Source organism: Teichococcus vastitatis, from assembly GCF_003604215.1.
Classification (GTDB): Bacteria; Pseudomonadota; Alphaproteobacteria; order Acetobacterales; family Acetobacteraceae; genus Pseudoroseomonas; species Pseudoroseomonas vastitatis.
On the sequence record NZ_QXGS01000020.1, the window covers coordinates 25,274 to 51,054 of the forward strand.

A 25,781-nucleotide genomic window follows, 5' to 3' on the forward strand; every position below is an offset into this window, starting at 1 on the left:
CAATCCGGCCGCAATTTGCTGGCCTGGAGTGCACATGTCGCGGCTGCTCAACCGATTCACCATTCGCACGAAAATCATGGGCGCCTTCGCCCTCGTGCTCATTGCCACCCTGAGTCTGGGCCTGTTCTCCGCCGGCAAGCTCGCCGCGGTGAACGACGCGGCGGCCGAGATCGGCCGGAACTGGCTGCCCTCCACCCGCCATCTGGGACGCATGGCCCAGGTGGCGGAGCGGGTCCGGCTGAACCAGTACATCTTCGCCACGAGTGCGCTGGCCGAACGCCGCAAGCAGACCCTGTCCAACGCCGAGGCGCAGATCCAGCTCTTCGACAAGACCTACGCCGAATACAGGAACTACATCGATCCGGGCGAGGAGAAGCGGCTGGCCGAGGAAGTCTCCTCCCGCTGGCAGCGCTACAAGGAGGTTTCCGAAACCCTCAAGGAACTGGTCGCCGCCGGCAAGCCGGCCGAGGCCGCCGCCTTCCTCGATGCCATGAACCCGGCCATGAACGAGTTCCGCGCCGCGCTGCAGGCGAGCATCGAGTTCAACGCCCAGGGCGGCGTGCGCGCGGCCGAGGAAGGCCAGCAGATCGGCAACCTGGCCCACAGCAGGATCCTGGCCGTGCTGGCCGCCATGGTGGTGCTCTGCGGTGTCATCGGCCTCATGCTGATCCGCAACATCTCGGTGCCGATCGCCTGCATGACGGAGGCCATGCGCCGCCTGGCCGCCAAGGACCTGGAGGTCCGCATCCCCGATGTGGAGCGCGGCGACGAGGTCGGCGGCATGGCGGCCGCCGTGCAGGTCTTCAAGGACAGCATGGTCACCGCGGCGGGCCTGGCGGCCGAGCAGGAGGCGGCCCGTGCCGGGCGCGAGAAGCGCGCGGCGCAGGTGGACCAGCTGGTGCGGGGCTTCGAAAGCCGCGTCGGCAACATGGTGGGCATCCTGTCCTCCGCCTCGACCGAGCTGGAAGCCACGGCGCGCAGCATGAGCAGCACCGCGCAGCAGACCAACAGCCAGGCGGTGGAGGTGAGCAACGCGGCCGGCCTGGCCGGCGGCGGCGTGCAGACGGTGGCCGCCGCCGCCGAGGAGCTGAGCGCCTCCATCGCCGAGATCAACCGGCAGGTGACGCAGGCCTCCGGCGTGGCGAGCATGGCGGTGGAGCGGGCGCGGCAGACCGACGGCACGGTTCGCGCCCTGGCCGAAGGCGCCGGCAAGATCGGCGAGGTGGTGGGGCTGATCACCACCATCGCCGGCCAGACCAACCTCCTCGCGCTGAACGCCACCATCGAGGCGGCCCGCGCCGGCGAGGCGGGCAAGGGCTTCGCCGTGGTCGCCTCCGAGGTGAAGAGCCTGGCCCAGGCAACCGGCAAGGCGACGGAGGAGATCGGCACGCAGATCGCACAGATCCAGACGGCGACGCAGGAGGCGGTGCGGGCGATCCAGGGCATCGCCAGCGCGATCGATGACATGAGCTCCATCACCACCACCATCGCCGCGGCGGTGGAGGAGCAGAGCGCGGCCACCGGCGAGATCGCCCGCACGGTGCAGCGCACGGCGGAAGCCACCGGCGCGGTGTCGCGCAACATCGAGGCGGTCAGCCGCAACGCCAACGACACCGGCGCCGCCGCGTCGCAGGTCCTGGCCGCCGCCAGCGAGCTGTCCCGCCAGTCGGAGCAGCTGACCAGCGAGGTGAACGGCTTCGTGTCGCAGGTCCGCAGCGCCTGACGACCCGCGGCGGCGGCCCTTCCCGCCGGAAGGGCCGCCGATGCGTCAGACCACCTTGCGGTCGCGCAGCGCTGCGATTTCCGCGGCGTCGAAGCCGAGCTCGCCCAGGATGGCCTCGGTGTGCTCGCCCAGCGACGGCGGGTGACTGTGGATGCTGCTGGGCGTGCGGCTCAGCGTCATCGGCTGCGCCACATAGGCCACCGGCGCCTCGCCACCGTCCTTCAGCGGGGTGGCGATGCCCAGGTGCTGCACCTGGGGATCGGCGAACACCTGGTCGATGCTGTTGATCGGGCCGCAGGGCACGCCGGCTGCGTTCAGCCGCTCCACCCAGCCCGCGCTGGTGTCGGTGCGGGTGACCTCCGCGATGGCCGCGTTCAGCGCGTCGCGGTTCTCGCTGCGCGCGGCGCTGCTGGCATAGCGCGGGTCTTCCAGCCATTCGCGACGGTCCAGCACCTCGCAGAAGCGCTGCCAGATGCGCTGGCCGGTGGCGGCGATGTTCATGTGCCCGTCGGCGGTGGGAAACACGCCGGTCGGGATGCTGGTCGGGTGGTTGTTGCCGGCCTGCTTCGGTACCTCGCCGGCCATCAGCCAGCGCGCCGCCTGGAAGTCCAGCATGAACACCTGCGCCTGCAGCAGCGAGGTCTGCACCCATTGCCCCTGGCCGGAGGTTTCCCGCTCCAGCAGCGCCACCAGGATGCCCTGCGCCGCGAAAATGCCGGCGCACAGGTCGGCGATCGGGATGCCGACGCGCACCGGCCCCTGGCCGGGCAGGCCGGTGATGCTCATCAGCCCGCCCATGCCCTGCGCGATCTGGTCGAAGCCCGGCCGGTCGGCATAGGGGCCGTCCTGGCCGAAGCCGGAGATCGAGGCATACACCAGCCGCGGATTGATCGCCGCCAGCGCCTCGTAGCCGATGCCGAGGCGGTCCTTCACGTCGGGGCGGAAATTCTCCACCACCACGTCCGCCTCCCGCACCAGCCGCTTCAGGATGTCGACGCCGTCCGGCTGCTTCAGGTTCAGCGTCAGGCCGCGCTTGTTGCGGTGCAGGTTCTGGAAATCCGGCCCACCGCGCGGACCGCCCATCGGGTCGCCGGCATCCAGCCCCGCGGGCATCTCGACCTTGATCACCCGGGCGCCCCAATCGGCCAGCTGCCGCACGCAGGTCGGGCCGGAACGGACGCGCGTCAGGTCGAGCACGGTGTAGCGGGACAAGGCGGTGGAAGGCTGCGGCATCGGGAGTTCCTCCGTGGTTGCCGGCAGGTTAGGCCAAGAGCTTGTCAACTGTCGACAGTTGGCATCATTCAGTTGACAGAAAACGTTTCGCACGTGCAGGGTCGCGGAATGTCTGCTCCGCTGGCCACGCCGCTCGAGATCGTCCGCACCCGCTCCCTGGCCTCCCTGGTGGCGCAGGAGATCGAGGGGCTGATCCTGTCCGGCCAGATCGCGCCCGGGGAGCGGCTGAACGAGCAGGCATTGGCGGCGCGGCTCGGCGTCAGCCGTGGCCCGGTGCGGGAAGCGGTGCGCGGGCTGGAACGCTCCGGCCTCGTGGTCGCGGTGGTGAACCAGGGCTCCTATGTCCGCACCATGCGGGTCGAGGAAGCCTTGCAGGTCTTCGACATCCGCGTGGCGTTGACCGGCCACGCCGCCGCCAGCGTCGCGGCGCGCGCCACCCCGGCGCTGCTCGCCCCGCTGGAGCGCATCATGCGCGACCTGACGGCGGCCGAGCGGGCGGATGACGCCGCCACCTATTACGCGCTGAACCTGGAGTTCCACGCCGCGCTGTTCGAACTGGCCGCCAACCCGCGCGCCGCGCAGCTGTATGACGGGCTGGGCAAGGAACTGCACCTGTTCCGCCGCCGTGCCCTGCTGCAGCCCGAGAACATGCGCCAGTCCAACGCCGAGCACGCCGCCATCCTGCAGGCGCTGCGCGACGGCGACGTCGCCGCCGCCCGCGCCGCCGGCGAGCACCACATTGTCGGCGGCCGGGCCCGCTTCGCCGCGAGCCATCCGTCAGACCAATCAAGGCCACAGCAAGTGGCCGGGGGAGAAAGCGATGCAAGAAGGAAATCAGGTTTGCCGCCCGGCTGAGGCGCGCGGCGCGGCGGCATGGCACCGCCGATCGGTTCTGCTGGGGGCCGCGGGCTTCGGTCTGCTAGGGGCCCCCTCCATCCTGCGGGCGCAGGCCGCCTTCGGCTCGCGCCCGATCGAAGTGGTGACGCATGCCGGCGTCGGCGGCGGCACCGACATCACCGCCCGCATGACGGCGGTGGACGCCGCCGCCGCGCTCGGCACCGAGATCGTGGTGGTCAACAAGACCGGCGGCAGCGGCGCGGCAGCGCTGGCCTATGCCGCGCAGCGGCCCAAGGATGGCCACACCGTGCTGCTGCTGACGCAGACCCACCTGCTGACCATGCTGCGCAGCCGCACAGGGACGCAGATGGAGGATCTGGTGGCGATCGCCCGCGCCACCGAGGACCCGCAGGTCGTCATGGTGCGCGCCGACAGCCCGCTCCGCTCGGCCGACGAGCTCGCCTCCATCGGCAAGGAGCGCTCGCTGCGCTTCGGCATCACCCATGTGGGCAGCGTCGATCACGTGGCCACGGTGGGCTTCGCCAAGGCAGCCGGCATCCGCCCGCCCACCGCTGTGCCGTTCCGCGGCGGCGGCGACATCGTGGTCAACCTGGTCGGCGGCAACATCGATGTCGGCCTGCTGAACTTCGCCGAAGGCGAGGCGCAGCTGCGGGCCGGCGAGGTGCGGCCGCTGATGGTGCTGTCGCGCGAGCGTATGACCTCGCTGCCGGAGGCGCCAACCGCCCGCGAGCTGCGCATCGACTTCGTGTCCGCCACCACGCGCGGCTACGCGGTGATGAAGGGCGTGCCGGAGGACCGCATCGCCCGGCTGGAGGAAGGCATGCTGAAGGGCCTGCGCGGACCTACCTTCAGCAACTACCTCAAGACCTCCGGCCAGGCACTGGACAGCGTCGCCGGCCGCGCCGAATGGCAGGCGCAGCTGGAAGCCTTCTCCAACGAGGGCCGGCAGGCCCTGGCCGATCTGGGCGTGGCGCGATGAGTGTCGCCGCGCATCTGGGCCGCGACCGACGCGTGGCGCTGGCCGTGGCCGGGATCGCCGGCCTGGCCTTCGCGCTGACCTTTACCTTCGACTCCGTGCCGGCGGCGCTGATGGAAGGGCTCGGCGCCGCCGAGTTCCCCCGGCTGATCTGCGCCATCCTGCTGCTGCTGGCGGTTGTGCTGTTCGTCTCCAGCCCGGCCGAGGAAGCGGCGCTGCCGCCGGTGCATCGCTGCACCTGGTGGACCCTGGCCGCGTGCCTCGGCTTCTTTCCCGTGCTGGGGCTGATCGGCATGCTGCCGGCCATGGTGCTGTTCCCCATCGTGGTCGGCCGGCTCTGGGGCGAGCGGCGGCCGGCCGTGCTGCTGCTCAGCGCGGCGTTGGTGACGCTGGTGATCTGGTTGTTGTTTGTGCGCATCTTCCGCTTCACCCTGCCGGGCGGCCTGCTCGGCGATGCGCTGTTCGGCTGAGGGCGCGGCATGGAAGCGTTTCTGGCCGGCATGGCCATCCTGGCCGATCCCTTCGCGCTGTTCATGATCGTGGCCGGCACGGTGATCGGCATCACCGTCGGCGCGCTGCCCGGGATCAGCGGCAGCACCACCATCGCGCTGATGCTGCCGATCACCCTCGGGCTCGATCCGGTGGTGTCGCTGGCGTTTCTCGGCTCGATCTACTGCGCCGCCAATTTCGGCGGCTCGATCACCGCCATCCTGGTGAACGCGCCGGGCGATCCTTCCGCCTCCGCCACCGCGCTCGAAGGCTACAAGATGGCCGAGCGGGGCGAGGCCGGCATGGCGCTCGGCATGTCGGCGGTGGCCAGCGCCATCGGCGGCATCTTCAGCGTGGTGGTGATGATCGTCGCGGCGCCGCTGCTGTCGCGCGCCGCCTACAGCTTCGGCCCGCCCGAATACCTGGCGCTGGCCTTGTTCGGCCTGTCCATGTGCGCGGCGGTGGGTGGCGACAGCGCGGTGAAGAACCTGATCGCCGCGACCTTCGGCGTGCTGCTGGCCACTGTCGGCATCGATCTGACCACGGGGGTGGAGCGCTACACCTTCGGCTTCTACGACCTGACCGACGGGGTGTCCTTCGTCGCCGCGCTGATCGGCCTGTTCGCGGTGGGGGAGATGCTGGACCAGGCGACGCAGCAGATGGGCAAGCCGACCCTGCTGAAGATGGATGCGGTGCGGGTACCGGGTCGCGCTGAGTTCCGAAAGTGCAACCGCAGCATCTGGCTGGGCAGCGTCATCGGCACCTTCATCGGCATCCTGCCGGCGCTGGGCGCCACCGCGGCGGCGCTGATCGGCTACAACGAGACCCGGCGCTGGTCGAAGCACAAGCATGAATTCGGCCATGGCTCGATCGAGGGCGTGGCCGGGCCGGAAGCGGCCAACAACGCCGCCGTGGGCGGCGGCATGGTGCCGACGCTGGCGCTCGGCATTCCCGGCAGCGCCACCACGGCGATCATCCTGGCCGGGCTGATCGTGCAGGGCGTGCGGCCGGGCCCGCACCTGTTCAACGAGCAGCCGAGGCTGCTCTACGCCGTGTTCGCCTCCATGCTGGCAGCCAACATCCTGTACCTGGTCATCGGCCTCGGCGCGGCGAAGCTGTTCGCGCGCATCAGCCTGATCCCGGCCGCGCTGTTGTGGCCGGCGGTGTTCGTGTTGTCGGTGATCGGTGCCTATGGCGCCAACCAGTCGATGGGCGATGTGTGGCTGATGATGGCCTTCGGCATCCTGGGCTTCGCGTTCCGCCGAACCGGCTTCTCCCCGGCGCCGCTGATCATGGGGCTGGTGCTGGGCTCCATGGTGGAGGAAAGCCTGAAGCAGTCGATCCTGATCTTCGGCGACGATGTGGTGGGCGGCTTTATCGGGCGGCCAATCGCCCTGGTGCTGTTCGCCATCACCGCGCTCGGCCTGCTGGTGCCGCCGGTGCTCCGCGCCACCGCGCGGCTGCGCCAGCCGCAGGCGCGCGAGGTCTGACCCTGGCCGTGGCGGCGGGGGATGGACCTCCCCGCCGCGGCATCGCAGGATCGTGGCGCTGCGAAGGGGATGCGATGCATGGCGATCGATGACGGCGTGCTGGTCTGGGGTGCGGGGGCGATCGGCGGCACGGTGGGCGCCTTTCTGCGCCGGGCCGGCATCGCGGTGACCTTTGTTGACATCGATGCCGGGCATGTGGCGGCGATCCGGGATGGCGGGCTGCGCATCACCGGGCCGGTGGCGGAATTCTCCGTGCAGGCTCCCGCATTCCTGCCGTCCGAGCTGCAGGGCCAGTGGCGCCGCATCTTCCTGTGCGTCAAGGCACACCACACTGCGGAGGCGGCAGAGGCCCTGCGGCCGCACCTTGCCGCGGACGGCCTGGTGCTGTCGCTGCAGAACGGGTTGTGCGAGGACATAATCGCCGGCGTGGTCGGCGCCCCGCGCACCGTGGGCGCGTTCGTCAATTTCGGCGCCGACTGGATGGGGCCGGGCGAGATCCTGCTCGGCAACCGCGCCGCCGTGGTGCTGGGCGAGATCGACGGCCGCATGACGCCGCGGCTGGCGGAGCTGCACGCGCTGCTGCGGCATCTCGAGCCGGACGCGATCACCACCCGCGACATCCACAGCTATCTCTGGGGCAAGCTCGGCTACGGCGCCCTGCTGTTCGCCCAGGCGCTGGGCCAGTCCGGCATCGCCGACTGCCTGGCGCGGCCCGAGCTGCTGCCCGCCTTCCGCCGCCTGGCGGGGGAGGTGATGGCGGTGGCCGCCGCCGAGGGGGTGCGGCCGCGCGGCTTCAACGGCTTCGACCCGGACGCCTTCGGCCCCGCGGCCACGGCGGACCACGCTGCCCGCTCCGTCGCCGCCATGGTGGATTTCAATCGCGGCAGCGCCAAGACGCATTCCGGCATCTGGCGCGACCTCGCCGTGCGCCGCCGCCGCACCGAGGTGGATGCCCAGGTGGTGCCGGTGATCGAGCGCGGCGCCCGCCATGGAATCGCCTGCCCCGGCCTCGCCCGGTTGGCCGGCATGATCCACGCGATCGAGCGCGGCGAGCGCCCGCTGGATGACCGCAACCTGCTGGAGCTGCTGCCATGAAGTTGGATTTCACCGGACGGGTGGTGGCGGTGAGCGGCGCCGGCCACGGCCTCGGCCGCTGCATCGCGGAAAGCTTCGCGGCGCTCGGCGCCCGGGTCTTCGGCTGCAACCCGGATGCGCCGGGGCTGGAAGGGCCGCCTTCGCCGGGCATCGAGATCGACGCGGTGGACCTCACCGACCGCGCCGCCGCCGCCGGCTGGATCGCGCGGGTGGAGGCGGCGGCAGGCGGCGCGGTGGACGTGCTGGTGAACAATGCCGGCGGCGTGGCGGGTCAGGTGTTCCGGCCGGTTGAGCAGGTAACGGACGAGGAATGGGACCGCATCATCGCGATCAACCTGGGCGCCGCCTTCGCGCTCAGCCGCGCCGCGGCGCCGGGCATGAAGCGGGCGGGGCGCGGACGCATCGTCACCATCAGCTCCGGCGCCGGGCTGCAGGCCTCGCTCACCGGCATCCAGGCCTATGCCAGCGCCAAGCACGCGGTGGTCGGCCTGACCCGGCAACTGGCGCATGAGCTGGGTCCGCACGGCATCACCGTCAACAGCGTGGCGCCCGGGCTGATCCCGAGCAACCCGGCCAGCACGGCGCAGTGGCAGGGCTATGGCGCGCAAGGGCAGGCGGCGCTGGTGGACCGCATCGCCCTGCGCCGCCTCGGCACGCCGCAGGACATCGCCAACGCGGTGCTGTTCTTCGCCAGCCCGTTGGCGGATTTCGTCAACGGGCAGGTGCTGTCGGTGGATGGTGGGCGCTAGGGCGCCCATGGCCGGGTGGTGCCGCCCGGAGCCGCTGCCCTAGGCCCAGCCATCCTCGAGCAGCGAACGGGTTTCGGCCACCGCGACCTGCCAGATGCGCAGCATCTCCTGATCCGGCCGCTGGTACAGCCCGCCGAAATTGCCGTCGCCCAGTTGTTCGCGCACCGCCACCGGGGACAGGGTGCGCAGCCGGTCCAGGTCGGTCATCGGCTTGGGCTGTTCCGGCGGCGGCGGCGCATCGGGGATGCGGGTCCAGGGAAAATTCTCCATCCAGCTGGCATGGCTGGCCACCGGGTCGGTGGTCTGCACCGCCTCCTGGGTGCGCGGCGCACGCCACCAATCGTGCCAGCGCGTGCGGGCATCCGGGTGCCGCCCCGTGAACTCCAGCGCCGCCGCCGCGCCGGGCGTGTTGCCGCCATGCCCGTTGCACAGCAGGATGCGGCGGAAGCCTTGATCGTAGAGCCCTTCCAGCACGTCGCGCAGGATGGCCAGATAGGTTTCAGCGCGCAGGCTGACGGTACCGGGATAAGCCGCGAAGGCCGGCGTAATTCCGTAGGCTAGCACGGGAAAGACGGGCACGCCGAGCGGCGCGGCCGCTTCCGCCGCCACCCGCTCCGACAGGATGCTGTCCACCGCGAGACTGAGCCCGGCATGCTGCTCGGTGCTGCCCAGCGGCAGCACGCAGCGGTCATCCCGCGCTAGCCAGTTCTCCACCGCTCTCCAATCCATCCCGGCGATCCGCATCCACCCGCACTCCGTTGACGGCCGCGCGAATCCGGCTCACGCTGCCTCGCAACAGAGTGTGGCCGGTTGCCGGACCGGCGCCAGGGCCTTTCCCAGGATTCGAGGTGTCGTCATGAACCGTCGCCAACTCCTGTCGGCCACCGCTGCGGCCGCGTTGTTGCCGCACCTGCCGCTGCGCGCCCAGGGCAGCGCCGCCGGCGCGGCGCGCACCCTCACCGTCGGCGTGCGCACCGGGCCGGAAAGCATCGATCCGCACTGGTCCACGCTGGGCGGGCACATCGAGGCGCTGCGCCACATCTTCGACAGCCTGGTCGGCCAGGACGAGAATCTGGGCCTGCAGCCGGCGCTGGCGGTGTCCTGGACGGCGGTGGACGACACCACCTGGGAGTTCAAGCTGCGCGAGGGCGTCAAGTTCCACGACGGCTCGCCCTTCACCGCCGAGGACGTGAAGTTCTCGCTGGAGCGCATTCCGCAGGTCACCGGCCCGATGACCATGACGCTCTACACCAAGCGCGCGCGCGGCGCCGAGGTGGTGGACCCGCTGACGGTCCGCGTCATGACCAACGGCCCGGCGCCGACCCTGCCGAACGACTTCACCCGGCTGATGATCGTGTCCCACAAGATCGGCATGGAGCCGCGCAACGAGCAGTTCAATTCCGGCCAGGCGGCGATCGGCACCGGCCCGTTCCGCTACGTGAAGTGGGAGCCGCGCGGCGACCTGGTGCTGGAGCGCAATGCGGAATGGTGGGGCGGGCAGCAGCCCTGGGCGCGCGTGATCCGGCGCGAGATCCCGAACGACGCCGCCCGCATCGCCGCGCTGAAGAGCGGCCAGGTGGACATGATCAACTACGTGCCCGCCACCGACGTCGCCGCGCTGCAGCGCGACACCACCATGGAGGTGGTGGTGGGCGACAGCGTCTACGTGTTCAACGTGTACTTCAACCTGGCGCAGAAGCTGCCCAAGCCGGTGCGGGTGGACGGCCGCGAGATCGAGGTCAACCCGTTCCTCGACCCGCGCGTGCGGCAGGCGATGGATCTGGCGATCGACCGGCGCGCCCTGTCGCGGGTGGTGTTCGAGGGGCTCGCCAAGCCGATGAGCCAGCTGATGCCGGATAATTTCTTCGGCTCCAGCAAGAACCTGCCGGAGCGCCGCCCGGACCTGAACAAGGCCAAGGCATTGCTGGCCGAGGCCGGCTACCCGCGCGGCTTCGAGGTGGATTTCTTCGCCACCGCCAACCGCCTGCCCGGTGATTCCGCGCTGTGCGAGGCGCTGGCGCAGCAATGGTCGCGGCTCGGGCTGAAGGTGAACCCCAACGCCGTCACCGGCACGGTGTTCTTTCCGGCCAGCCAGCGTGGCGAATATTCGCTGCAGATGTCGGGCTGGGGCACGCTGACCGGGGAGGCGTCCTATACCTACGGCGCGCTGCTGCACAAGGCGGACACGGCGCTGGGCCTCGGCGGCTTCAACCGCTCCCAGTACAGCAACCCGGAGGTGGACAAGCTGCTGGAGGAGGGCGGCGCCACGCTGGACGACGCCAAGCGCCGCGCTCTGTTCGAGCGCGCCACCGAGATCAGCATGAACGACCGGCCGATGCTGCCGATCGTGATGCCGCAGACGGTGTGGGCGATGGGCAGGAACAAGCTCTCCTTCACCCCGCGCGTCGATCAGGAATCGCTGGCCCACCGCATCACCCCGAAGAACGCTTAAGGGGCCGGCGCAGGCTTCATGCTGGGCTTTTTCCTGGGGCGGCTGGCGCAGGCGGCGCTGGTGATGCTGGTCATGTCGGTGCTGGTGTTTCTCGGCGTCTACGCCATCGGCAATCCGATCGACGTGCTGATCGACCCCGCCGCGTCGCCGGGCCAGCGCCTGGCGCTGATCCAGCAATACGGGCTGGACCTGCCGCTGTGGCAGCAATACCTGCGTTTCCTCGGCAGCGTGCTGCAGGGGGATTTCGGCAACAGCTTCGTGTTCCGCATCCCGGTTCTGTCGCTGATCCTGTCGCGCCTGCCGGCGACGCTGGAACTCGCCACCACCGCCATGCTGATCGCCACCCTCCTCGGCGTGCCGCTCGGCATCTGGGCCGGCTACCGGCCGCAGGCGCGCTCCAGCAAGGCGATCATGGCAGTCTCCGTGATCGGCTTCTCGGTGCCGACCTTCTGGGTCGGGCTGCTGCTGATCCTGTTCTTCGCCGTGGAGTTCCGCTGGCTGCCCTCGGGCGGGCGCGGCCCGACCGGCGCGCTCGGCCTCAGCATCTGGAGCGCCGAGGGCTGGACCTTTCTGCTGTTGCCGGCGCTGAACCTGTCGCTGTTCAAGTTCGGCCTGCTGATCCGGCTGGTGCGCGCCGGCACCGAGGAGGTGATGGGCTCCGAGCATGTCCGCTTCGCCCGCGCCCAGGGCCTGCCGGAGCGGCAGGTGGTCGGGCTGCACGTGCTGAAGAACATCGGCATCCCGATCATCACCGTGTTCGGCCTGGAATTCGGCTCGACCCTCGCCTTCGCCGTGGTCACCGAGACGGTGTTCAACTGGCCGGGCATGGGCAAGCTGATCATCGAGAGCATCACCGCGCTCGACCGCCCGGTGATGGTCGCCTATCTGATCCTGGTGGTGCTGCTGTTCGTGCTGATCAATCTCCTGGTCGAGCTGACCTACGGCTTCCTGGACCCCCGCGTGCGGGTGAAGGGCGCGCCGTGAACGCCACCGCCCTGCGCGAGGGCTGGGCCGAGTACCGGCGCAGCCCCGTGGCCGTGCTCGCCCTGCTGGTGGTGGTCGCCGTGGTGGCGCTGGCGCTGCTCGCCCCCTGGATCGCGCCGCAGGACCCGTATAACCAGGCCGGGCTCGACCTGTTCGATGCGCGGCTGCCGCCGGGCGAGACCGGCTCGGGCGGCTATGTCCACTGGCTCGGCACCGACAATGCGGGGCGCGACCTGTTGTCCGCCATCCTGTACGGGCTGCGGCTGAGCCTCACCATCTCGGTCACGGCGGGGCTGGTGGCGCTGGTGGTGGGCGCCGCCATCGGGCTGGCCGCGGCCTATTACGGTGGCTGGTTCGGCGCGCTGGCGATGCGCGTGGTGGATCTGCAATTGTCGCTGCCGGCGATCCTGCTGGCGCTGGTGATGGTGGCCATGCTGGGGCAGGGCGTGCCGCAGCTGATGCTGGCGCTGATCGCCGCGCAATACGCCTATTTCGCCCGCACCGCCTTCGGTGCCGCCAGCGCCGAGCGGCGCAAGGACTACATCGAGGCGGCGCTGTCCACGCCGCTCTCCGGCGGCCGCGTGCTGCTGCGCCACCTGCTGCCCAACACCCTGCCGCCGCTGATTGTGGTGGTGACGGTGCAGATCGCCACCGCCATCTCGCTGGAGGCGACGCTGAGCTTCCTGGGCCTCGGCCTGCCGATCACTCGCCCCTCGCTCGGCTTGCTGATCGCCAACGGCTTCCAGTTCATGCTGTCGGGCCGCTACTGGATCTCGGTGTATCCCGGCATCGCGCTAATGCTGACGGTGCTGGCCATCAATCTGGTGGGCGACCAGCTCCGCCAGGTGCTGAACCCGAGGCGCCGGCGGTGAGCGGCGCATCCCCGGTTCGGTCCCTGCCGGCGCTGGAGGTGCGCGGCCTGCGCACGCAGTTTGCCTCGCGGGGCGGGATCGTGCATGCGGTGGACGGCGTATCCTTCGCCATCGGCCGCGGCGAGATCCTCGGGCTGGTGGGCGAGAGCGGCTCCGGCAAATCGGTGACCGGCTTCTCCATCCTCGGGCTGGTGGAGCCGCCGGGGCGGGTGGTGGAAGGCGAGATCCTGCTGGACGGCCGGCCGATCGGCCATCTGGCCGCCGGCGCCATGCGGCGCCTCCGCGGCGCCCAGGTGGCCATGGTGTTCCAGGACCCGCTGATGACGCTGAACCCGGTGCTGCGCATCGGCACCCAGATGGCCGCCGCCGTGCGCGCGCATGACCGCGTGTCACGCGCCGCCGCCTGGGACCGGGCCGGGCAGGCGCTCGCCACCGTCGGCATCCCAAGCCCGCGGGAGCGGCTGGACGCCTACCCGCACCAGCTCTCGGGCGGCATGCGGCAGCGCGTCGCCATCGCCACCGCCCTGCTGCACAGCCCCAAGGCGATCATCGCCGACGAGCCGACCACGGCGCTCGACGTGTCGATCCAGGGCCAGATCCTGGCCGAGGTGCGGCGGCTGGCGGACAGCACCGGCACCGCCTTCCTGTGGATCACCCATGACCTCGCGGTGGTGTCGTCGCTGGCCGACGCCATCTGCGTCATGTATGCCGGCAGGGTGGTGGAGCGCGGCCCGGCCGACGCGGTGATCGCCGCGCCGCGCCACCCCTACACCGTGGCCCTGGTCGGCTCCGTGCCCTCCGGCCACGCGCCGGGCGAGCGCCTGCCGCAGCTGGCCGGCGGCCTGCCGCCCCCCGGGGGCGATCCGGGCTGCCTGTTCCGCACCCGCTGCCCGCGCGCCACGACGGTGTGCGCCACGCCGCCGCCACAGGGCGATTTCGGTGCCGGGCACACCGCGCTGTGCCACCATCCGGTGGAGCATGCCGCGTGAGCGCGCTGTTGCGCCTGGAGCGGGTCAGCAAGCGCTTCGGCCAGCCCCTCGGCCTCGGCGATCGGCTGGCCGCGCTGCTCGGCCAGCCCCGGCCGCCGCGCAGCGTGCGCGCCGTCACCCAGGTGTCGCTGGACGTGACGGCCGGCGAGGTGGTCGGGCTGGTGGGCGAGAGCGGCTGCGGCAAATCCACCCTCGGCCGCATGGTGGCCGGCATCTACGCGCCCAGCGAGGGCGCGGTGCTGTTCGAGGGGCGGCCGATCCGCGAGCACGGCCACAAGCGCACCCCGCGGGTGCAGATGATCCACCAGGACCCCTTCGCCAGCCTGGACCCGCGCATGCGCGTCGGCGACACCGTGTCGGAAGGGCCGCTGGCGCACCGTATGGTGCGCCGCGCCGGAGCCGATGCCCTGGCGGCGCGGGCGCTGGAACGCGTCGGTCTCGATCCCGCGCTGCGCAACCGCTACCCGCACCAGTTCTCCGGCGGGCAGCGGCAGCGCGTCGCCATCGCCCGCGCCCTGGCGCTGCGGCCGGAATTGCTGGTGCTGGACGAGCCGGTGGCCTCGCTCGACGTGTCGATCCAGGCGCAGGTGCTGAACCTGTTCATGGACCTCCGGGCGGAGCTGGGGCTCACCAGCCTGTTCATCTCGCACGACCTCGGCGTGGTGCGGCACGTCTCGGACCGGGTGGCGATCATGTATCTTGGGCGCATCGTCGAGCTGGCGCCGACCCGCACGCTGTACACCCGCCCGGCGCATCCCTACACCCGCGCCCTGCTCGACAGCGTGCCCCGGCTGGGGCAGGGGCGGGGCGTGTTCCGGCCCATTGCGGGGGAGCTGCCGTCACCGCTGGCGCCGCCGCCAGGCTGCCATTTCCATCCGCGCTGCCCGCAGGCCGGGCCGCGCTGCCGGGCCGAGGCGCCGGCCCTGCTGCCGGTGGCCGAGGACCAGCAGGCGGCCTGCCACCTGCACCATGGCGGGGTTGGCGGCACGGGCTGAGGCGTGGCGGAAACGCGGCCCGGCCCCTGGGTGGATGCCGCCGCCGATGCTAGAGGCGGGGCATGGCGCTGCGTTTTTCCCTGATCGGTCTTCTGGTTCCTGGCCCGGCATTGCCGGCCGCGCCGCGTCGCGGTTGCCGCCGGGCGGGCTGAGGCAGGGACCCCCTGGCTCCGTTTCCCGTCGCCGGGGGCGAGATGGGCGCGGCGATCCGCGCGCAGGACTGGTCGGCCAGCCCGCACGGGCAGCCCGGGGAATGGCCCGCGGCATTGCGCGCCGCGCTGAACCTGATGCTGAACTCGCCTGAGAGCCTGTACCTGCTTTGGGGGCCGGACCTCACCTTCTTCTTCAACGATGCGTATCGCCCCGTGCTCGGGCCGCGCCTGCCGAGGGCGCTCGGGCAGCCGGTCAGGACGCTGTGGGCCGATGCCTGGACTTCGGTGCGGCCCTTCGTGGACAAGGCGCTGGCCGGCGGCACCAGCCGCTTCGAGGACATGCCGGTCACCATGGCGCGCCATGGCGTGCCGGAGGAAACCTGGTGGTCCTTCTCCTTCTCGCCGCTGCACGACGATGCCGGGGCGGTGGGCGGCGTGCTGTGGAGGAGCTGGGCTACGCGGCGATCGAGGCGGCGGATGCCGCCCGTATCGCACGCCCGGAGCTGAAGGTGCTGTTCATCACCGGCTATGCCGAGAGCGCCGTGCTCGGGGAGGGGCGGCTGGAGGCCGGCATGCAGGTGATGACCGAGCTATCCTCCATGGACGCGCTGACCACGTGCATCCGGCAGCTGATCCCGCCGCGCTGAGATCCCGGGGCCATTGCGCGCCGCCGCCATCGGCGCCAGGATCAACCGGAACGCACCACCCCGCCGCAGGCCGTGGCAGAACGGCCCGGCGCGGGGATGGCCGCCGCCGAGGGAGAAGGGTCCATGCGCCGCAGGACCACGTCGCCGCCGAGCCGCATCACCGCTGCCCCGCCGGCCGCGGCTGCCGCCGGTGCCCCGCGCGGCAACACCGGAACCGCCCATGCCGCCCAGCCTGCCATCCGCTAGCCGCCGCGCCCTGCTGGCGCTGTTGCCGGCGCCGTTCCTGATCCGCCGCGCCGCCGCGGCGCTGCCGGTGCTGCGCATCGGCACGCTGCGCTTCGGCACCGTGTCATGGGAGCTGGACACCATCGCCCGGCACGATCTGGCGGCGCGCGAGGGCGTGCGCATCGAGGCGGTGGAGTTCGCCTCGCCCGAGGCGACGCGCGTGGCGCTGCTGGCCGGCACGGTGCACATGATGGTGGGGGACTGGCTGTTCGTGTCGCGCCAGCGCGCCGAAGGCCTGCCGCTGGCCTTTCTGCCCTTCTCCACCTCCATCGCGGCGCTGATGCTGGCCGCCGGCTCGGGCGTGTCAGGGCTGCCGGGGCTGCGCGGCAAGCGCCTCGGCGTGTCCGGCGGGCCGCTCGACAAGGCGTGGCTGCTGTTGCTGGCGCATGCGCGGCGGCAGGGTATCGACCTCGCCGCCGAGGCGCAGCCGGTGTTCGGCGCGCCGCCGCTGCTGGCCGAGACGCTGCGTCGCGGCGGGCTGGACGCGGCGCTGCTGTACTGGAACTTCGCCGCCCGCGTCGAGGCGGACGGCCTGCGGGAGCTGCTGGCCATGGAGGCGGTGGAAACCGCCCTGGGCGCCAGCGCGCCGGTGTCCATGATCGGGCCGGTGTTCGACGCGCGCTGGGCCGCCGCTCATCCCGATGTCCTGGCCGGCTATCGCCGCGCCAGCGCCGCCGCCAAGGCGATCCTGGCCAGCAGCGACGCCGAGTGGGACGCGCTGCGCCCGCTGATGCGCGCCGATTCGGATGCCATGTTCCGCCGCCTGCGCGATCGCTTCCGCGCCGGCATCCCGCGTCGCCCGGTGGCGGCGGAAGAGGCCGATGCCGCGCGGCTCTACGCGGTGCTGGCGGAGGAAGGCGGCACGCGGCTGGTGGGAACCGCGCCGGCGCTGGTTCCCGGCACCTTCTGGCGGGACACGGCATGACGGACGGCATGGCGGGGGAAGCCACCGCGTTCGCGGCTCCCCGGCTGGGCGCCGGGCCCGGCTTGCCGCGTGCGGCCACCGTGCGGCGGCGCGGGGAAGCACGGCCCGGGCGCGGGAAAGAACCCGGAGCAAGGCCGCTGTTCCCGGCCCGGCCATGATCCTCTGGCGCGCCGCCTCCGCCGCCCTGCTGCTGGCGCTGTGGTGGGTTCTGGCGGCTACCCTGCAGGACCGCGCCCTGCCGGACCCGCCCGCCGTGCTGGCGGCGCTGCGGGCCGAGCTGGCGGCGGGGACCCTGCTGCCGGCGCTGGCCGCCACACTGGCCCGCGTCGCTGGCGCCTTTCTGCTGGCGATGACGCTGGGCAGCGCACTGGGCTACGCCATGGGGCGCTGGCGCGCCGCCGATGCCGCCGCCGATCCCTGGGTGACGCTGGTGCTCAACATCCCCGCGCTGGTGGTGATCCTGCTGGCCTATATCTGGTTCGGCCAGACCGAGGCGGCGGCGATCGGCGCCGTGGCGCTGGCCAAGCTGCCCAACGTAGTGGTGGTGGTGCGCGAAGGCGCCCGCGCCCTCGACCCCTCGCTGGACGAGGTGGCACGGCTGTACCGCTTCGGCCCGCTGATGCGGCTGCGCGAGGTGGTGCTGCCGCAGCTGGCGCCGTTTCTGGCGGCGGCGGCGCGCTCCGGCCTCGCCATCGTCTGGAAGATCGTGCTGGTGGTGGAGCTGCTGGGGCGGCCATCCGGTGTCGGCTTCGAGCTGCACCTGCGGTTCCAGCTCTTCGACGTCGCCGGCCTGCTGGCGTATTCGCTGTCCTTCGCGGCAGTGATGCTGGGGGTGGAGGCGCTGGCGCTGCGGCCGGCCGAGCGGCGGGCCCGGGCCTGGCGCGATGCCGCTGCTTGAGCTGCGCATCCGCCGCAAGGCGCAGCCCCGTGCCGGCGGGCCGGCACTGGAGGTGCTGCGCGACGTGGCGCTGGATTTCCCGCCCGGCTCGGTGACGGCGCTGCTCGGTCCCTCGGGCTGCGGCAAGACCACCCTGCTGCGCATCCTGACCGGCCTCGACACGGCGTTCGAGGGCGAGGTGCGCCACCGCCCGCGCCGCATCGGCATGGTGTTCCAGGAGCCGCGCCTGTTGCCCTGGCGCAGCCTGGCCGAGAACCTGCGCATCGTCGCCGCCGCCGCAGGCCTGCCGCCGCCGCCGGTGGAGGCGCTGCTGGCCCGGGTCGGGCTGGAGGGCTGGGCGCCGCGCCTGCCGGGCGAGCTGTCGCTCGGCATGGCGCGGCGGGCGGCGCTGGCGCGGGCGCTGGCGGTGCGGCCCGAGCTGCTGGTGCTGGACGAGCCCTTCGCCTCGCTGGACGCGGCCAATGCCGTGCGCATGCGGGCGGTGATCGCGGCGGTGCTGGCCGAGGGTGCCACCACGGCGGTGCTGGTGACGCATGCGGTGGAGGATGCGGCGGCGCTGGCCGGCCGGGTGGCGATGCTGACGCCACGGCCGGCGACGTTGTCGGCGCTGGTGGCCGTGCCCGAGGCGGCGCGGCGGGAGCCGGCGGTGTTGCAATCGGCGCTGGCGGGATGAGGCGCCGCGGGGGCTTGGCGCCGCGGCCGCCGGGATGCGAGGCTGCGGCGTGATCGACCGCCTGGAATTGCTGCTGGCCCTGGCGCGGGAGCGGCATTTCGGCCGCGCCGCGGAATCCTGCGGCGTGTCGCAGCAGACCCTGTCCGCGGCGCTGAAGCAGCTGGAGGAGCGGATGGGCGCCCTGCTGGTGCAGCGCGGCTCCCGCTTCCAGGGCTTCACGCCGGAAGGCGAATGCGTGCTGGGCTGGGCGCGGCGCATCGTCGGCGATGCGCGGGCCATGCAGCAGGAACTGCGCTCCTTCCGCGAGGAGTTGAGCGGTCATCTGCGCCTGGCCATCGTGCCCACCGCCCTTCCGCGCATCGGCGCGCTGACCGGCCCCTTCATGGCGCGGCATCCCGCGGTCCGCTTCACCGTGCATTCCGCCACCTCGATCGAGATCCTGGCGCGGCTGCGCAACCTGGAGATCGATGCCGGCATCACCTATCTCGACAACGAGCCGCTGGGCCGGGTCGCCAGCCTGCCGCTGTACGAGGAGCGCTACTGCCTCTTGGTGGCGCCCGGTGGCGCCCTGGCGGAGCGGGAATCGGTGAGCTGGGCGGAAGCCGCGTCCCTGCCGCTGTGCCTGCTGACGCCGGACATGCAGAACCGCCGCATTGTCGACCAGCATCTGGGCGGCGGCCGTCCCCCGCCGCCGCCGGCGATCGAATCCAACTCCGTGCTGCTGCTGTTGCAACAGGTGCGCGCCGGGATCTGCGCCAGCATCATGCCCTCGGCCTTCGCCGAGGCGGCCGGGCCGCCCGGCTCGGTGCGCTGCATCCCGATCAACGATCCCGTGGTGGTGCAGCGCATCGGGCTGGTGGTGCCGCAGCGCGACGCGATGCTGCCCAGCGTCGCCGCCCTGCTGCGGCTGGCCAAGACCCTGGCGTCGGAGGATGCGTTTAACAAAGATTCCTTGTTGACCCACCCGAGCGCTTGATTGATCCGGCCTGGTCCGGGTGCTTCCATTCTCCCAAAGTGGCGGGAGGACGCCCGATATGCAGGCCGCGCAGGCGTGGAACACGGACCATGCCGCAGCCATTATCCGTGAGCGCCAGCACCTTGAAGGCGCCACACTGCCGATCCTGCATGCTTTGCAGGAGGCCTTCGGTCACGTGCCCGACGCCGCGGTGCCGCTGGTGGCCGAGGCGCTGAACCTGTCCCGCGCCGAGGTGCATGGCTGCCTGACCTTTTACCATGATTTCCGCCGCCAGCCGCCCGGCCGCCACGTGGTGAAGCTGTGCCGCGCCGAGGCCTGCCAGGCGGTCGGCGCTGAGGCGCTGCACGCCCGGCTGCGCCGCCACTGGGGCGTGGACTGGCACGAAACCTCAGCCGATGGCCGGGTGACGCTGGAACCGAGCTACTGCCTCGGCCTGTGCGCCAATGGCCCGGCGGCGCTGCTGGATGGCCAGCCGGTGGCGCGGCTGGACCAGCAGGATCTGGAAGCGATGCTACAGGAGGCGGTGCCATGATCCGGCTGTTTCTGCCGCGCGACAGCGTGGCCGAGGCGCTGGGCGCCGGGGCGGTGGCCGCGGCGCTGCGGGATGGCGCGGCGCGGCGCAGCGAGGCAGTGCAGATCATCCGCACCGGATCGCGCGGCATGCTGTGGCTGGAGCCGATGCTGGAGGTGGACACGCCGCGCGGCCGCATCGCCTACGGCCCGGTGCGCGCGGCCGATGTGCCGGAGCTGCTGGACGCCGGCCTGCTGCACGGCGCGCCGCACCGGCTGCGTCTCGGCCCGCCTGAGGAACTGCCCTGGATGGCGCGGCAGACGCGGCTGACCTTCGCACGCTGCGGCGTGACCGACCCGCTCTCGATCGAGGATTACCGCGCCGGTGGCGGCCTCGCCGGGCTGGCGGCGGCGATCGCCGCCGGGCCGGAAGCCACGGTGGACGCGGTGAAGCTGTCCGGGCTGCGCGGCCGGGGCGGCGCCGGCTTTCCCGCCGGCATCAAGTGGAACACCGTGCGGCTGGCCGGAGCCGACCGCAAATACGTCGTCTGCAACGCCGATGAGGGTGACAGCGGCACCTTTGCCGACCGCATGCTGATGGAGGGCGATCCCTTCACCCTGATCGAGGGCATGGCGATCGCCGGCCTCGCCACCGGGGCCAGCAAGGGCTTCATCTACCTGCGCTCGGAATACCCGCTGGCGGCGGAGGTGATGCAGGGCGCGATCACCGTCGCGCGCGGCGCCGGGCTGCTCGGCCCGTCCGTGCTGGGCAGCGGGCAGGGCTTCGAGCTGGAGCTGCGGATCGGCGCCGGCGCCTATATCTGCGGCGAGGAAACCTCGCTGCTGGAAAGCCTGGAAGGGCGGCGCGGCGTGGTGCGCGCCAAGCCGCCGCTGCCGGCGATCCACGGGCTGTTCCAGCGCCCCACTTTGGTCAACAACGTGCTCACCTTTGCCGCCGTGCCCTGGATCCTGCAACACGGGGGCGAGGCCTATGCGGCGCTCGGCACCGGCCGTTCGCTAGGGACGCTGCCGGTGCAGCTGGCCGGCAACATCCGCCATGGCGGACTGTTCGAGCTACCCTTCGGCATCACGCTGCGCGAGGTGATCGAGGATCTGGGCGGCGGCACGCGCTCGGGCCGGCCGGTGCGGGCGGTGCAGGTGGGCGGGCCGCTCGGCGCCTATTTCCCCGACACCCTGCTGGACCTGCCGCTGGATTACGAGGCGATGGCGGCGGCCAAGGGCATGCTCGGCCATGGCGGCATCGTGGTGTTCGATGACAGCGTCGACCTGGCGCGGCAGGCGCGCTTCGCCTTCGAGTTCTGCGCCACCGAAAGCTGCGGCAAATGCACGCCCTGCCGCATCGGCGCCGTGCGCGGCATGGAAACCGTGGACCGGGTGATCGCCGGCCACCACCCGCGCCAGGACCTCAACCTCGTCCGCGACCTGTGCGAGGTGATGACCGATGGCTCGCTCTGCGCGCTGGGCGGCCTGACGCCCTTGCCGGTGCTCAGCGCCATCAACCACTTTCCCGAGGACTTCCTGCCGCGTGTGCAGGCCCAGGCCGCGGAATGAAACGGAATCCCGCCATGCCGCTGATCCGCGAAACCGATTACGGCACGCCGCTCCGCCCCGGGGAGGCCACGGTGCGGCTGACCATCGACGGCCAGCCGGTGGCGGTGCCGCCCGGCACCTCGGTGATGGCGGCGGCGATGATGCTGGGCACCCAGATCCCGAAGCTCTGCGCCACCGACATGCTGGAGCCCTTCGGCTCCTGCCGCCTCTGCCTGGTGGAGATCGAGGGGCGGCGCGGCACGCCCGCCTCCTGCACCACCCCGGTGGAGCCCGGCATGGTGGTGCACACCCGCAACGAGCGGCTGGCGCGGCTGCGGCGCGGCGTGATGGAGCTCTACATCTCCGACCACCCGCTGGATTGCCTGACCTGCTCGGCCAATGGCGATTGCGAGCTGCAGGACATGGCCGGCGCCGTGGGATTGCGGGAAGTGCGCTACGGCGAGGACGGCGCCAACCACGTGAAGCCGGATTCGCCGCTGGCGCTGCCGCTCGATCAGTCCAACCCCTACTTCACCTACGATGCGTCGAAATGCATCGTCTGCAACCGCTGCGTCCGCGCCTGCGAGGACGTGCAGGGCACCTTCGCCCTGACCATCGAGGGGCGCGGCTTCGACAGCCGCGTGTCGCCGGGCGGTACGGATTTCTTCGGCTCCGAATGCGTCTCCTGCGGCGCCTGCGTGCAGGCCTGCCCGACCGCGACGCTGACCGAGAACACCGTGATCGCCATGGGCCAGCCGGAGCACAGCGTGGTCACCACCTGCGCCTATTGCGGCGTCGGCTGTTCCTTCAAGGCGGAGATGCAGGGTTCCACCGTGGTGCGCATGGTGCCCTACAAGGGCGGCCAGGCGAATGAGGGCCATTCCTGCGTCAAGGGTCGCTTCGCCTGGGGCTATGCCACGCATCGCGACCGCATCCGCAAGCCGATGATCCGCGCCCGCATCACCGATCCCTGGCGCGAGGTGAGCTGGCAGGAAGCCATCGACCACACCGCCCGCGAGTTCCGCCGCATCCAAGAGCAGCATGGCCGCGACGCGGTGGGCGGCATCACCTCCTCCCGCTGCACCAACGAGGAAACCTACCTGGTGCAGAAGCTGGTGCGCGCCGGCTTCGGCAACAACAACGTCGATACCTGCGCCCGCGTCTGCCACTCGCCCACCGGCTATGGCCTGAAGGCGACGCTCGGCACCTCGGCCGGCACGCAGGATTTCAGTTCGGTGGAACAGGCCGATGTGGTGCTGGTGATCGGCGCCAACCCGACGGACGGGCACCCGGTCTTCGCCTCCCGGCTCAAGCAGCGGCTGCGGCAGGGCGCGCAGCTGATCGTCGCCGATCCGCGCCGCATCGACCTGGTGCGCTCGCCCCACATCCAGGCGGCGCACCACCTGCCGCTGCGGCCCGGCAGCAACGTCGCGCTGATCAACGCCATGGCGCATGTGGTGGTCACCGAGGGGCTGGTGGACGAAGCCTATGTGCGCGAGCGCTGCGACCTGGATGATTTCGAATCCTGGGCGCGCTTCATCGCGCAGGAGCGCAACGCCCCGGAGGCGGTGGAAGCGCTGACCGGCGTACCGGCGGCCGAGGTGCGGGCGGCGGCGCGGCTCTACGCCACCGGCGGGCGCGCCGCGATCTATTACGGTCTCGGGGTCACGGAGCACAGCCAGGGCTCCACCATGGTGATGGGCATGGCGAACCTGGCCATGGCCACCGGCAATATCGGGCGGGAAGGCACGGGGGTGAACCCGCTGCGCGGGCAGAACAACGTGCAGGGCTCCTGCGACATGGGCTCCTTCCCGCATGAGCTGCCCGGCTACCGCCACGTCAGCGACGACGCCACGCGGCACAGCTTCGAGGCGCTGTGGGGCGTGGAGTTGAGCGGCGCTCCGGGCCTGCGCATCCCCAACATGCTGGACGAGGCGGTGGAGGGGCGCTTCAGGGCGCTCTACATCCAGGGCGAGGACATTGCCCAGTCCGATCCCGACACCCAGCACGTCACGGCCGGCCTCGCCGCCATGGAATGCGTGGTGGTGCAGGACATCTTCCTGAACGAGACGGCGAAATACGCGCATGTGCTGTTGCCCGGCTCCTCCTTCCTGGAGAAGGACGGCACCTTCACCAATGCCGAGCGCCGCATCAGCCGGGTACGCAAGGTGATGCCGCCGCTGGGCGGGCTGGCCGATTGGGAAGTGACCATCGCGCTGTCGCGCGCCCTCGGCTACGAGATGAACTACACGCATCCTTCCGAGATCATGGACGAGATCGCCGCGCTGACACCGAGCTTCGCCGGCGTCAGCTACGCCAAGCTTGACGCCCTGGGCTCGCTGCAATGGCCCTGCAACGACGACGCGCCGACCGGCACGCCGATGATGCATGTGGACCGCTTCGTGCGCGGCAAGGGCAAGTTCATGATCACCGAGTTCATCCCGACCGAGGAGCGAACCGGACCACGCTTCCCGCTGATCCTGACCACCGGGCGCATCCTGTCCCAGTACAATGTCGGCGCGCAGACACGGCGCACGGAGAACAGCCGCTGGCACGAGGAAGACGTGCTGGAGATCCATCCCTTCGACGCCGAGGCACGCGGCATCGCCGAGGGCGACCTGGTGTCCGTGGAAAGCCGCTCCGGCGACATCGCGCTGCGCGCCATGATCAGCGACCGGATGCAGCCGGGCGTGGTCTACACCACCTTCCACCATGCCAAGACCGGCGCCAACGTGATCACCACGGATCATTCCGACTGGGCCACCAACTGCCCGGAATACAAGGTGACGGCGGTGCAGGTGCGTCGCACCAACCGTCCTTCCGACTGGCAGGCGCGGTTCTTCCTGGAGGATACCGCGCTGACGCGCATCGAGCGGCCGGCCGATGCCGCGGAGTGAGGTCTTTCGCCGATGAACAGCGCCAAGTTGGCCCGCATGGCCAATCAGATCGCCGCGTTCTTCGCATCCTACCCGGAACGGGAGGCCGTCGCGGGCATCCGCGATCACCTGCACGCCTTCTGGACCCCGCGCATGATCGAGACCCTGCGCGCCGACGCCGCCGACGGAGCGGAGATCGATCTTCACCACCTGGTGCGGAGTGCCTTGGAACCGGCGCCGGCCGGCGAGGATCCGGTGGAGAAGGTGATCGCGGGACCCGATGAGCTCGGCTCCATGGTCAGCGACGCCGGGTGATGGCCGCCGTGCCGCAGTTCGCCCCGGGACAAACCTGTTCGGCAGGCCACGCCCGACGTGAACGCCCGACGCTCACGCGGATCGGCGTCATCCGCGACGGCGGGAAAGTCTGCGGCAAGCTCCGGCGCCGTGACGGCATGACGAAGCATCGCGCCGATGGCGGCGCGGTGCGGGAGCCGGGGTGGCCGCGGCCACCCCGGCGGCCTGGATCAGTGGGCCGTCACACCGGCCGCCTTGGCGGTGTGCGCCGCGATGGCGTCCATCAGCGGAGGCGACAGGCAGTCATAGGGTTCCAGCCCGAGTTCCTTGAGACGCGCGCGCACGCCGCCCATGCGATCCGGGCTGACTCCGGACTCGATGACGGAGGACACGAAGGCGGCGAATTCGGGCGGTGCCCAGCCATCCTCCTGGAACAGCTCGGGATGCACGAAGTCGAGGCCGTAGAAGGGATGCTTCTCGTTCTCGATGCGGCCATACATGTGTACGCCGCAGCCGCTGCAGGCGTAGCGCTTGATGGTGGCGGAGGAGTCGAACACGGCCAGCTTGTCGGCGTTCTCCACCACTTCCAGCTTGTCCTGCGGCACCACCGCCACCAGGGAGAAGATGGCTCCCTCCGGCTTCCAGCATTTGGTGCAGCCGCACGCATGATCGTGGGCGACCTGCGTGGAGACACGCACCTTCACCGGCCGCTCCGTGCATCGGCATACCAGGGTGCCGCCGGCGAAGCTTCCCGATGCCGGCGTCAGTCCATGGTCGATCGCGGGATGAATCCGTATCGTCTCAGACATTTCCATGCTCCTGCCGTTGATCTCGGCTTGATCCTCCAGCCGCGCCCGGCGCGGAAAGCCCTGCATGTGGCGGTGCCGGATGGACGGCCAAGCATGAGGCAGATGGCTTCGGCAGGTAAAGCTGAATCGCAGAGGTGCGTGTGGTGGAAACAAATCAGGGCTGATCCCGCGACCGGGTGACGCTAAGCTGACGGTGCGCAATAAGCCATGAGGGAGGTTTGGGCATGAGGACGGTAGCGGCGGTGGCGTGGGAGGCGGGCAAGCCGCTGGTGGTGGAGGA

At 71.3% G+C, this 25,781-nt stretch carries 25 protein-coding genes; 22 read left to right on the forward strand and 3 right to left on the reverse strand.

Features of this window, described 5'->3' with window-relative positions:
* Nucleotides 1-34: 34 nt before the first annotated feature.
* The gene (locus D2K64_RS17090; protein ID WP_120009598.1) at nucleotides 35-1,723 is read left to right on the forward strand and encodes a methyl-accepting chemotaxis protein; all 1,689 of its coding nucleotides are present in this window, start codon (nucleotides 35-37) and stop codon (nucleotides 1,721-1,723) included.
* A 45-nt stretch (nucleotides 1,724-1,768) separates the two neighbouring features.
* Here the strand turns inward: D2K64_RS17090 and D2K64_RS17095 are convergent, their stop codons facing one another.
* Complete coding sequence (locus D2K64_RS17095; RefSeq protein ID WP_120009599.1) at nucleotides 1,769-2,956, reverse strand: CaiB/BaiF CoA transferase family protein; 1,188 nt, start codon at nucleotides 2,954-2,956, stop codon at nucleotides 1,769-1,771.
* Nucleotides 2,957-3,064: 108 nt separating this feature from the next.
* On the opposite strand from D2K64_RS17095, the gene D2K64_RS17100 reads away from it, so the two are divergent.
* The 6 genes from D2K64_RS17100 to D2K64_RS17125 all read left to right on the forward strand — a co-directional run bounded on the left by D2K64_RS17100 (nucleotide 3,065) and on the right by D2K64_RS17125 (nucleotide 8,613).
* A complete protein-coding gene (locus D2K64_RS17100) occupies nucleotides 3,065-3,811 on the forward strand; it encodes a GntR family transcriptional regulator (protein WP_120009600.1) in 747 nt (248 codons plus the stop codon).
* Nucleotides 3,777-4,793 carry a Bug family tripartite tricarboxylate transporter substrate binding protein gene (locus D2K64_RS17105; RefSeq protein ID WP_120009601.1) on the forward strand — a complete coding sequence of 339 codons (1,017 nt, stop codon included), beginning with the start codon at nucleotides 3,777-3,779 and terminating at the stop codon, nucleotides 4,791-4,793. The genes D2K64_RS17100 and D2K64_RS17105 overlap by 35 nt, the downstream gene beginning before the upstream one ends.
* Nucleotides 4,790-5,260 (forward strand): tripartite tricarboxylate transporter TctB family protein, encoded by a 471-nt coding sequence (locus tag D2K64_RS17110; RefSeq protein WP_157985901.1) that lies wholly within the window; start codon nucleotides 4,790-4,792, stop codon nucleotides 5,258-5,260. Before D2K64_RS17105 ends, D2K64_RS17110 begins: the two co-directional genes overlap by 4 nt.
* Nucleotides 5,261-5,269: 9 nt before the next feature.
* On the forward strand, nucleotides 5,270-6,769 hold the full coding sequence (locus tag D2K64_RS17115) for a tripartite tricarboxylate transporter permease (RefSeq protein WP_120009603.1): 1,500 nt from the start codon (nucleotides 5,270-5,272) through the stop codon (nucleotides 6,767-6,769).
* 78 nt (nucleotides 6,770-6,847) lie between these two features.
* Nucleotides 6,848-7,864, forward strand: a complete 1,017-nt coding sequence (locus tag D2K64_RS17120) for a ketopantoate reductase family protein (protein WP_120009604.1) — start codon at nucleotides 6,848-6,850, stop codon at nucleotides 7,862-7,864.
* Nucleotides 7,861-8,613 (forward strand): SDR family NAD(P)-dependent oxidoreductase, encoded by a 753-nt coding sequence (locus D2K64_RS17125; RefSeq protein WP_120009605.1) that lies wholly within the window; start codon nucleotides 7,861-7,863, stop codon nucleotides 8,611-8,613. Before D2K64_RS17120 ends, D2K64_RS17125 begins: the two co-directional genes overlap by 4 nt.
* A 39-nt stretch (nucleotides 8,614-8,652) precedes the next feature.
* On the opposite strand, the gene D2K64_RS17130 is transcribed toward D2K64_RS17125, so the two are convergent.
* Nucleotides 8,653-9,342, reverse strand: a complete 690-nt coding sequence (locus tag D2K64_RS17130) for a creatininase family protein (RefSeq protein ID WP_238384252.1) — start codon at nucleotides 9,340-9,342, stop codon at nucleotides 8,653-8,655.
* A 127-nt stretch (nucleotides 9,343-9,469) separates the two neighbouring features.
* Between D2K64_RS17130 and D2K64_RS17135 the strand changes: the two genes are divergently transcribed.
* The 15 genes from D2K64_RS17135 to D2K64_RS17200 all read left to right on the forward strand — a co-directional run bounded on the left by D2K64_RS17135 (nucleotide 9,470) and on the right by D2K64_RS17200 (nucleotide 24,713).
* On the forward strand, nucleotides 9,470-11,065 hold the full coding sequence (locus tag D2K64_RS17135) for an ABC transporter substrate-binding protein (protein ID WP_120009607.1): 1,596 nt from the start codon (nucleotides 9,470-9,472) through the stop codon (nucleotides 11,063-11,065).
* Between the two features lie 18 nt (nucleotides 11,066-11,083).
* Entirely contained in the window at nucleotides 11,084-12,049 is a 966-nt protein-coding gene (locus tag D2K64_RS17140; protein WP_120009608.1) for an ABC transporter permease, read from the forward strand.
* A complete protein-coding gene (locus D2K64_RS17145; protein ID WP_120009609.1) occupies nucleotides 12,046-12,921 on the forward strand; it encodes an ABC transporter permease in 876 nt (291 codons plus the stop codon). Before D2K64_RS17140 ends, D2K64_RS17145 begins: the two co-directional genes overlap by 4 nt.
* Nucleotides 12,918-13,910, forward strand: coding sequence for an ABC transporter ATP-binding protein (locus D2K64_RS17150; RefSeq protein ID WP_120009610.1), 993 nt, complete (start codon nucleotides 12,918-12,920; stop codon nucleotides 13,908-13,910). Before D2K64_RS17145 ends, D2K64_RS17150 begins: the two co-directional genes overlap by 4 nt.
* Nucleotides 13,907-14,905 (forward strand): ABC transporter ATP-binding protein, encoded by a 999-nt coding sequence (locus D2K64_RS17155; protein ID WP_120009611.1) that lies wholly within the window; start codon nucleotides 13,907-13,909, stop codon nucleotides 14,903-14,905. The genes D2K64_RS17150 and D2K64_RS17155 overlap by 4 nt, the downstream gene beginning before the upstream one ends.
* A 194-nt stretch (nucleotides 14,906-15,099) precedes the next feature.
* Nucleotides 15,100-15,564 (forward strand): PAS domain-containing protein, encoded by a 465-nt coding sequence (locus tag D2K64_RS17160; protein ID WP_120009612.1) that lies wholly within the window; start codon nucleotides 15,100-15,102, stop codon nucleotides 15,562-15,564.
* Nucleotides 15,565-15,566: 2 nt separating this feature from the next.
* On the forward strand, nucleotides 15,567-15,704 hold the full coding sequence (locus D2K64_RS24490) for a hypothetical protein (RefSeq protein WP_157985902.1): 138 nt from the start codon (nucleotides 15,567-15,569) through the stop codon (nucleotides 15,702-15,704).
* Nucleotides 15,705-15,924: 220 nt separating this feature from the next.
* Nucleotides 15,925-16,914, forward strand: coding sequence for an ABC transporter substrate-binding protein (locus D2K64_RS17165; protein WP_120009613.1), 990 nt, complete (start codon nucleotides 15,925-15,927; stop codon nucleotides 16,912-16,914).
* 154 nt (nucleotides 16,915-17,068) lie between these two features.
* Entirely contained in the window at nucleotides 17,069-17,812 is a 744-nt protein-coding gene (locus tag D2K64_RS17170) for an ABC transporter permease (RefSeq protein ID WP_120009614.1), read from the forward strand.
* Nucleotides 17,799-18,485 (forward strand): ABC transporter ATP-binding protein, encoded by a 687-nt coding sequence (locus D2K64_RS17175; protein ID WP_120009615.1) that lies wholly within the window; start codon nucleotides 17,799-17,801, stop codon nucleotides 18,483-18,485. The genes D2K64_RS17170 and D2K64_RS17175 overlap by 14 nt, the downstream gene beginning before the upstream one ends.
* A 49-nt stretch (nucleotides 18,486-18,534) precedes the next feature.
* Complete coding sequence (locus D2K64_RS17180; protein ID WP_120009624.1) at nucleotides 18,535-19,461, forward strand: LysR family transcriptional regulator; 927 nt, start codon at nucleotides 18,535-18,537, stop codon at nucleotides 19,459-19,461.
* A gap of 58 nt (nucleotides 19,462-19,519) precedes the next feature.
* Nucleotides 19,520-19,993 (forward strand): formate dehydrogenase subunit gamma, encoded by a 474-nt coding sequence (locus D2K64_RS17185; RefSeq protein ID WP_120009616.1) that lies wholly within the window; start codon nucleotides 19,520-19,522, stop codon nucleotides 19,991-19,993.
* Nucleotides 19,990-21,543, forward strand: a complete 1,554-nt coding sequence (locus tag D2K64_RS17190; protein ID WP_120009617.1) for a formate dehydrogenase beta subunit — start codon at nucleotides 19,990-19,992, stop codon at nucleotides 21,541-21,543. The genes D2K64_RS17185 and D2K64_RS17190 overlap by 4 nt, the downstream gene beginning before the upstream one ends.
* 14 nt (nucleotides 21,544-21,557) lie before the next feature.
* A complete protein-coding gene (gene fdhF, locus D2K64_RS17195) occupies nucleotides 21,558-24,419 on the forward strand; it encodes a formate dehydrogenase subunit alpha (protein WP_120009618.1) in 2,862 nt (953 codons plus the stop codon).
* A 36-nt stretch (nucleotides 24,420-24,455) separates the two neighbouring features.
* A complete protein-coding gene (locus D2K64_RS17200) occupies nucleotides 24,456-24,713 on the forward strand; it encodes a formate dehydrogenase subunit delta (protein WP_238384254.1) in 258 nt (85 codons plus the stop codon).
* 209 nt (nucleotides 24,714-24,922) lie between these two features.
* On the opposite strand, the gene gfa is transcribed toward D2K64_RS17200, so the two are convergent.
* Nucleotides 24,923-25,501 (reverse strand): S-(hydroxymethyl)glutathione synthase, encoded by a 579-nt coding sequence (gene gfa, locus D2K64_RS17205; RefSeq protein WP_120009625.1) that lies wholly within the window; start codon nucleotides 25,499-25,501, stop codon nucleotides 24,923-24,925.
* Nucleotides 25,502-25,781: the final 280 nt, after the last annotated feature.

Excerpts from the sequence above, each read along its gene's own strand:
- D2K64_RS17090 (WP_120009598.1), top strand. The coding sequence starts at position 35 with ATGTCGCGGCTGCTCAACCGATTCACCATTCGCACGAAAATCATGGGC.
- D2K64_RS17095 (WP_120009599.1), bottom strand. The coding sequence starts at position 2,956 with ATGCCGCAGCCTTCCACCGCCTTGTCCCGCTACACCGTGCTCGACCTG.
- D2K64_RS17100 (WP_120009600.1), top strand. The coding sequence starts at position 3,065 with ATGTCTGCTCCGCTGGCCACGCCGCTCGAGATCGTCCGCACCCGCTCC.
- D2K64_RS17105 (WP_120009601.1), top strand. The coding sequence starts at position 3,777 with ATGCAAGAAGGAAATCAGGTTTGCCGCCCGGCTGAGGCGCGCGGCGCG.
- D2K64_RS17110 (WP_157985901.1), top strand. The coding sequence starts at position 4,790 with ATGAGTGTCGCCGCGCATCTGGGCCGCGACCGACGCGTGGCGCTGGCC.
- D2K64_RS17115 (WP_120009603.1), top strand. The coding sequence starts at position 5,270 with ATGGAAGCGTTTCTGGCCGGCATGGCCATCCTGGCCGATCCCTTCGCG.
- D2K64_RS17120 (WP_120009604.1), top strand. The coding sequence starts at position 6,848 with ATGGCGATCGATGACGGCGTGCTGGTCTGGGGTGCGGGGGCGATCGGC.
- D2K64_RS17125 (WP_120009605.1), top strand. The coding sequence starts at position 7,861 with ATGAAGTTGGATTTCACCGGACGGGTGGTGGCGGTGAGCGGCGCCGGC.
- D2K64_RS17130 (WP_238384252.1), bottom strand. The coding sequence starts at position 9,342 with ATGGATTGGAGAGCGGTGGAGAACTGGCTAGCGCGGGATGACCGCTGC.
- D2K64_RS17135 (WP_120009607.1), top strand. The coding sequence starts at position 9,470 with ATGAACCGTCGCCAACTCCTGTCGGCCACCGCTGCGGCCGCGTTGTTG.
- D2K64_RS17140 (WP_120009608.1), top strand. The coding sequence starts at position 11,084 with ATGCTGGGCTTTTTCCTGGGGCGGCTGGCGCAGGCGGCGCTGGTGATG.
- D2K64_RS17160 (WP_120009612.1), top strand. The coding sequence starts at position 15,100 with ATGGGCGCGGCGATCCGCGCGCAGGACTGGTCGGCCAGCCCGCACGGG.
- D2K64_RS17165 (WP_120009613.1), top strand. The coding sequence starts at position 15,925 with ATGCCGCCCAGCCTGCCATCCGCTAGCCGCCGCGCCCTGCTGGCGCTG.
- D2K64_RS17170 (WP_120009614.1), top strand. The coding sequence starts at position 17,069 with ATGATCCTCTGGCGCGCCGCCTCCGCCGCCCTGCTGCTGGCGCTGTGG.
- D2K64_RS17175 (WP_120009615.1), top strand. The coding sequence starts at position 17,799 with ATGCCGCTGCTTGAGCTGCGCATCCGCCGCAAGGCGCAGCCCCGTGCC.
- D2K64_RS17185 (WP_120009616.1), top strand. The coding sequence starts at position 19,520 with ATGCAGGCCGCGCAGGCGTGGAACACGGACCATGCCGCAGCCATTATC.
- D2K64_RS17190 (WP_120009617.1), top strand. The coding sequence starts at position 19,990 with ATGATCCGGCTGTTTCTGCCGCGCGACAGCGTGGCCGAGGCGCTGGGC.
- fdhF (WP_120009618.1), top strand. The coding sequence starts at position 21,558 with ATGCCGCTGATCCGCGAAACCGATTACGGCACGCCGCTCCGCCCCGGG.
- D2K64_RS17200 (WP_238384254.1), top strand. The coding sequence starts at position 24,456 with ATGGCCAATCAGATCGCCGCGTTCTTCGCATCCTACCCGGAACGGGAG.
- gfa (WP_120009625.1), bottom strand. The coding sequence starts at position 25,501 with ATGTCTGAGACGATACGGATTCATCCCGCGATCGACCATGGACTGACG.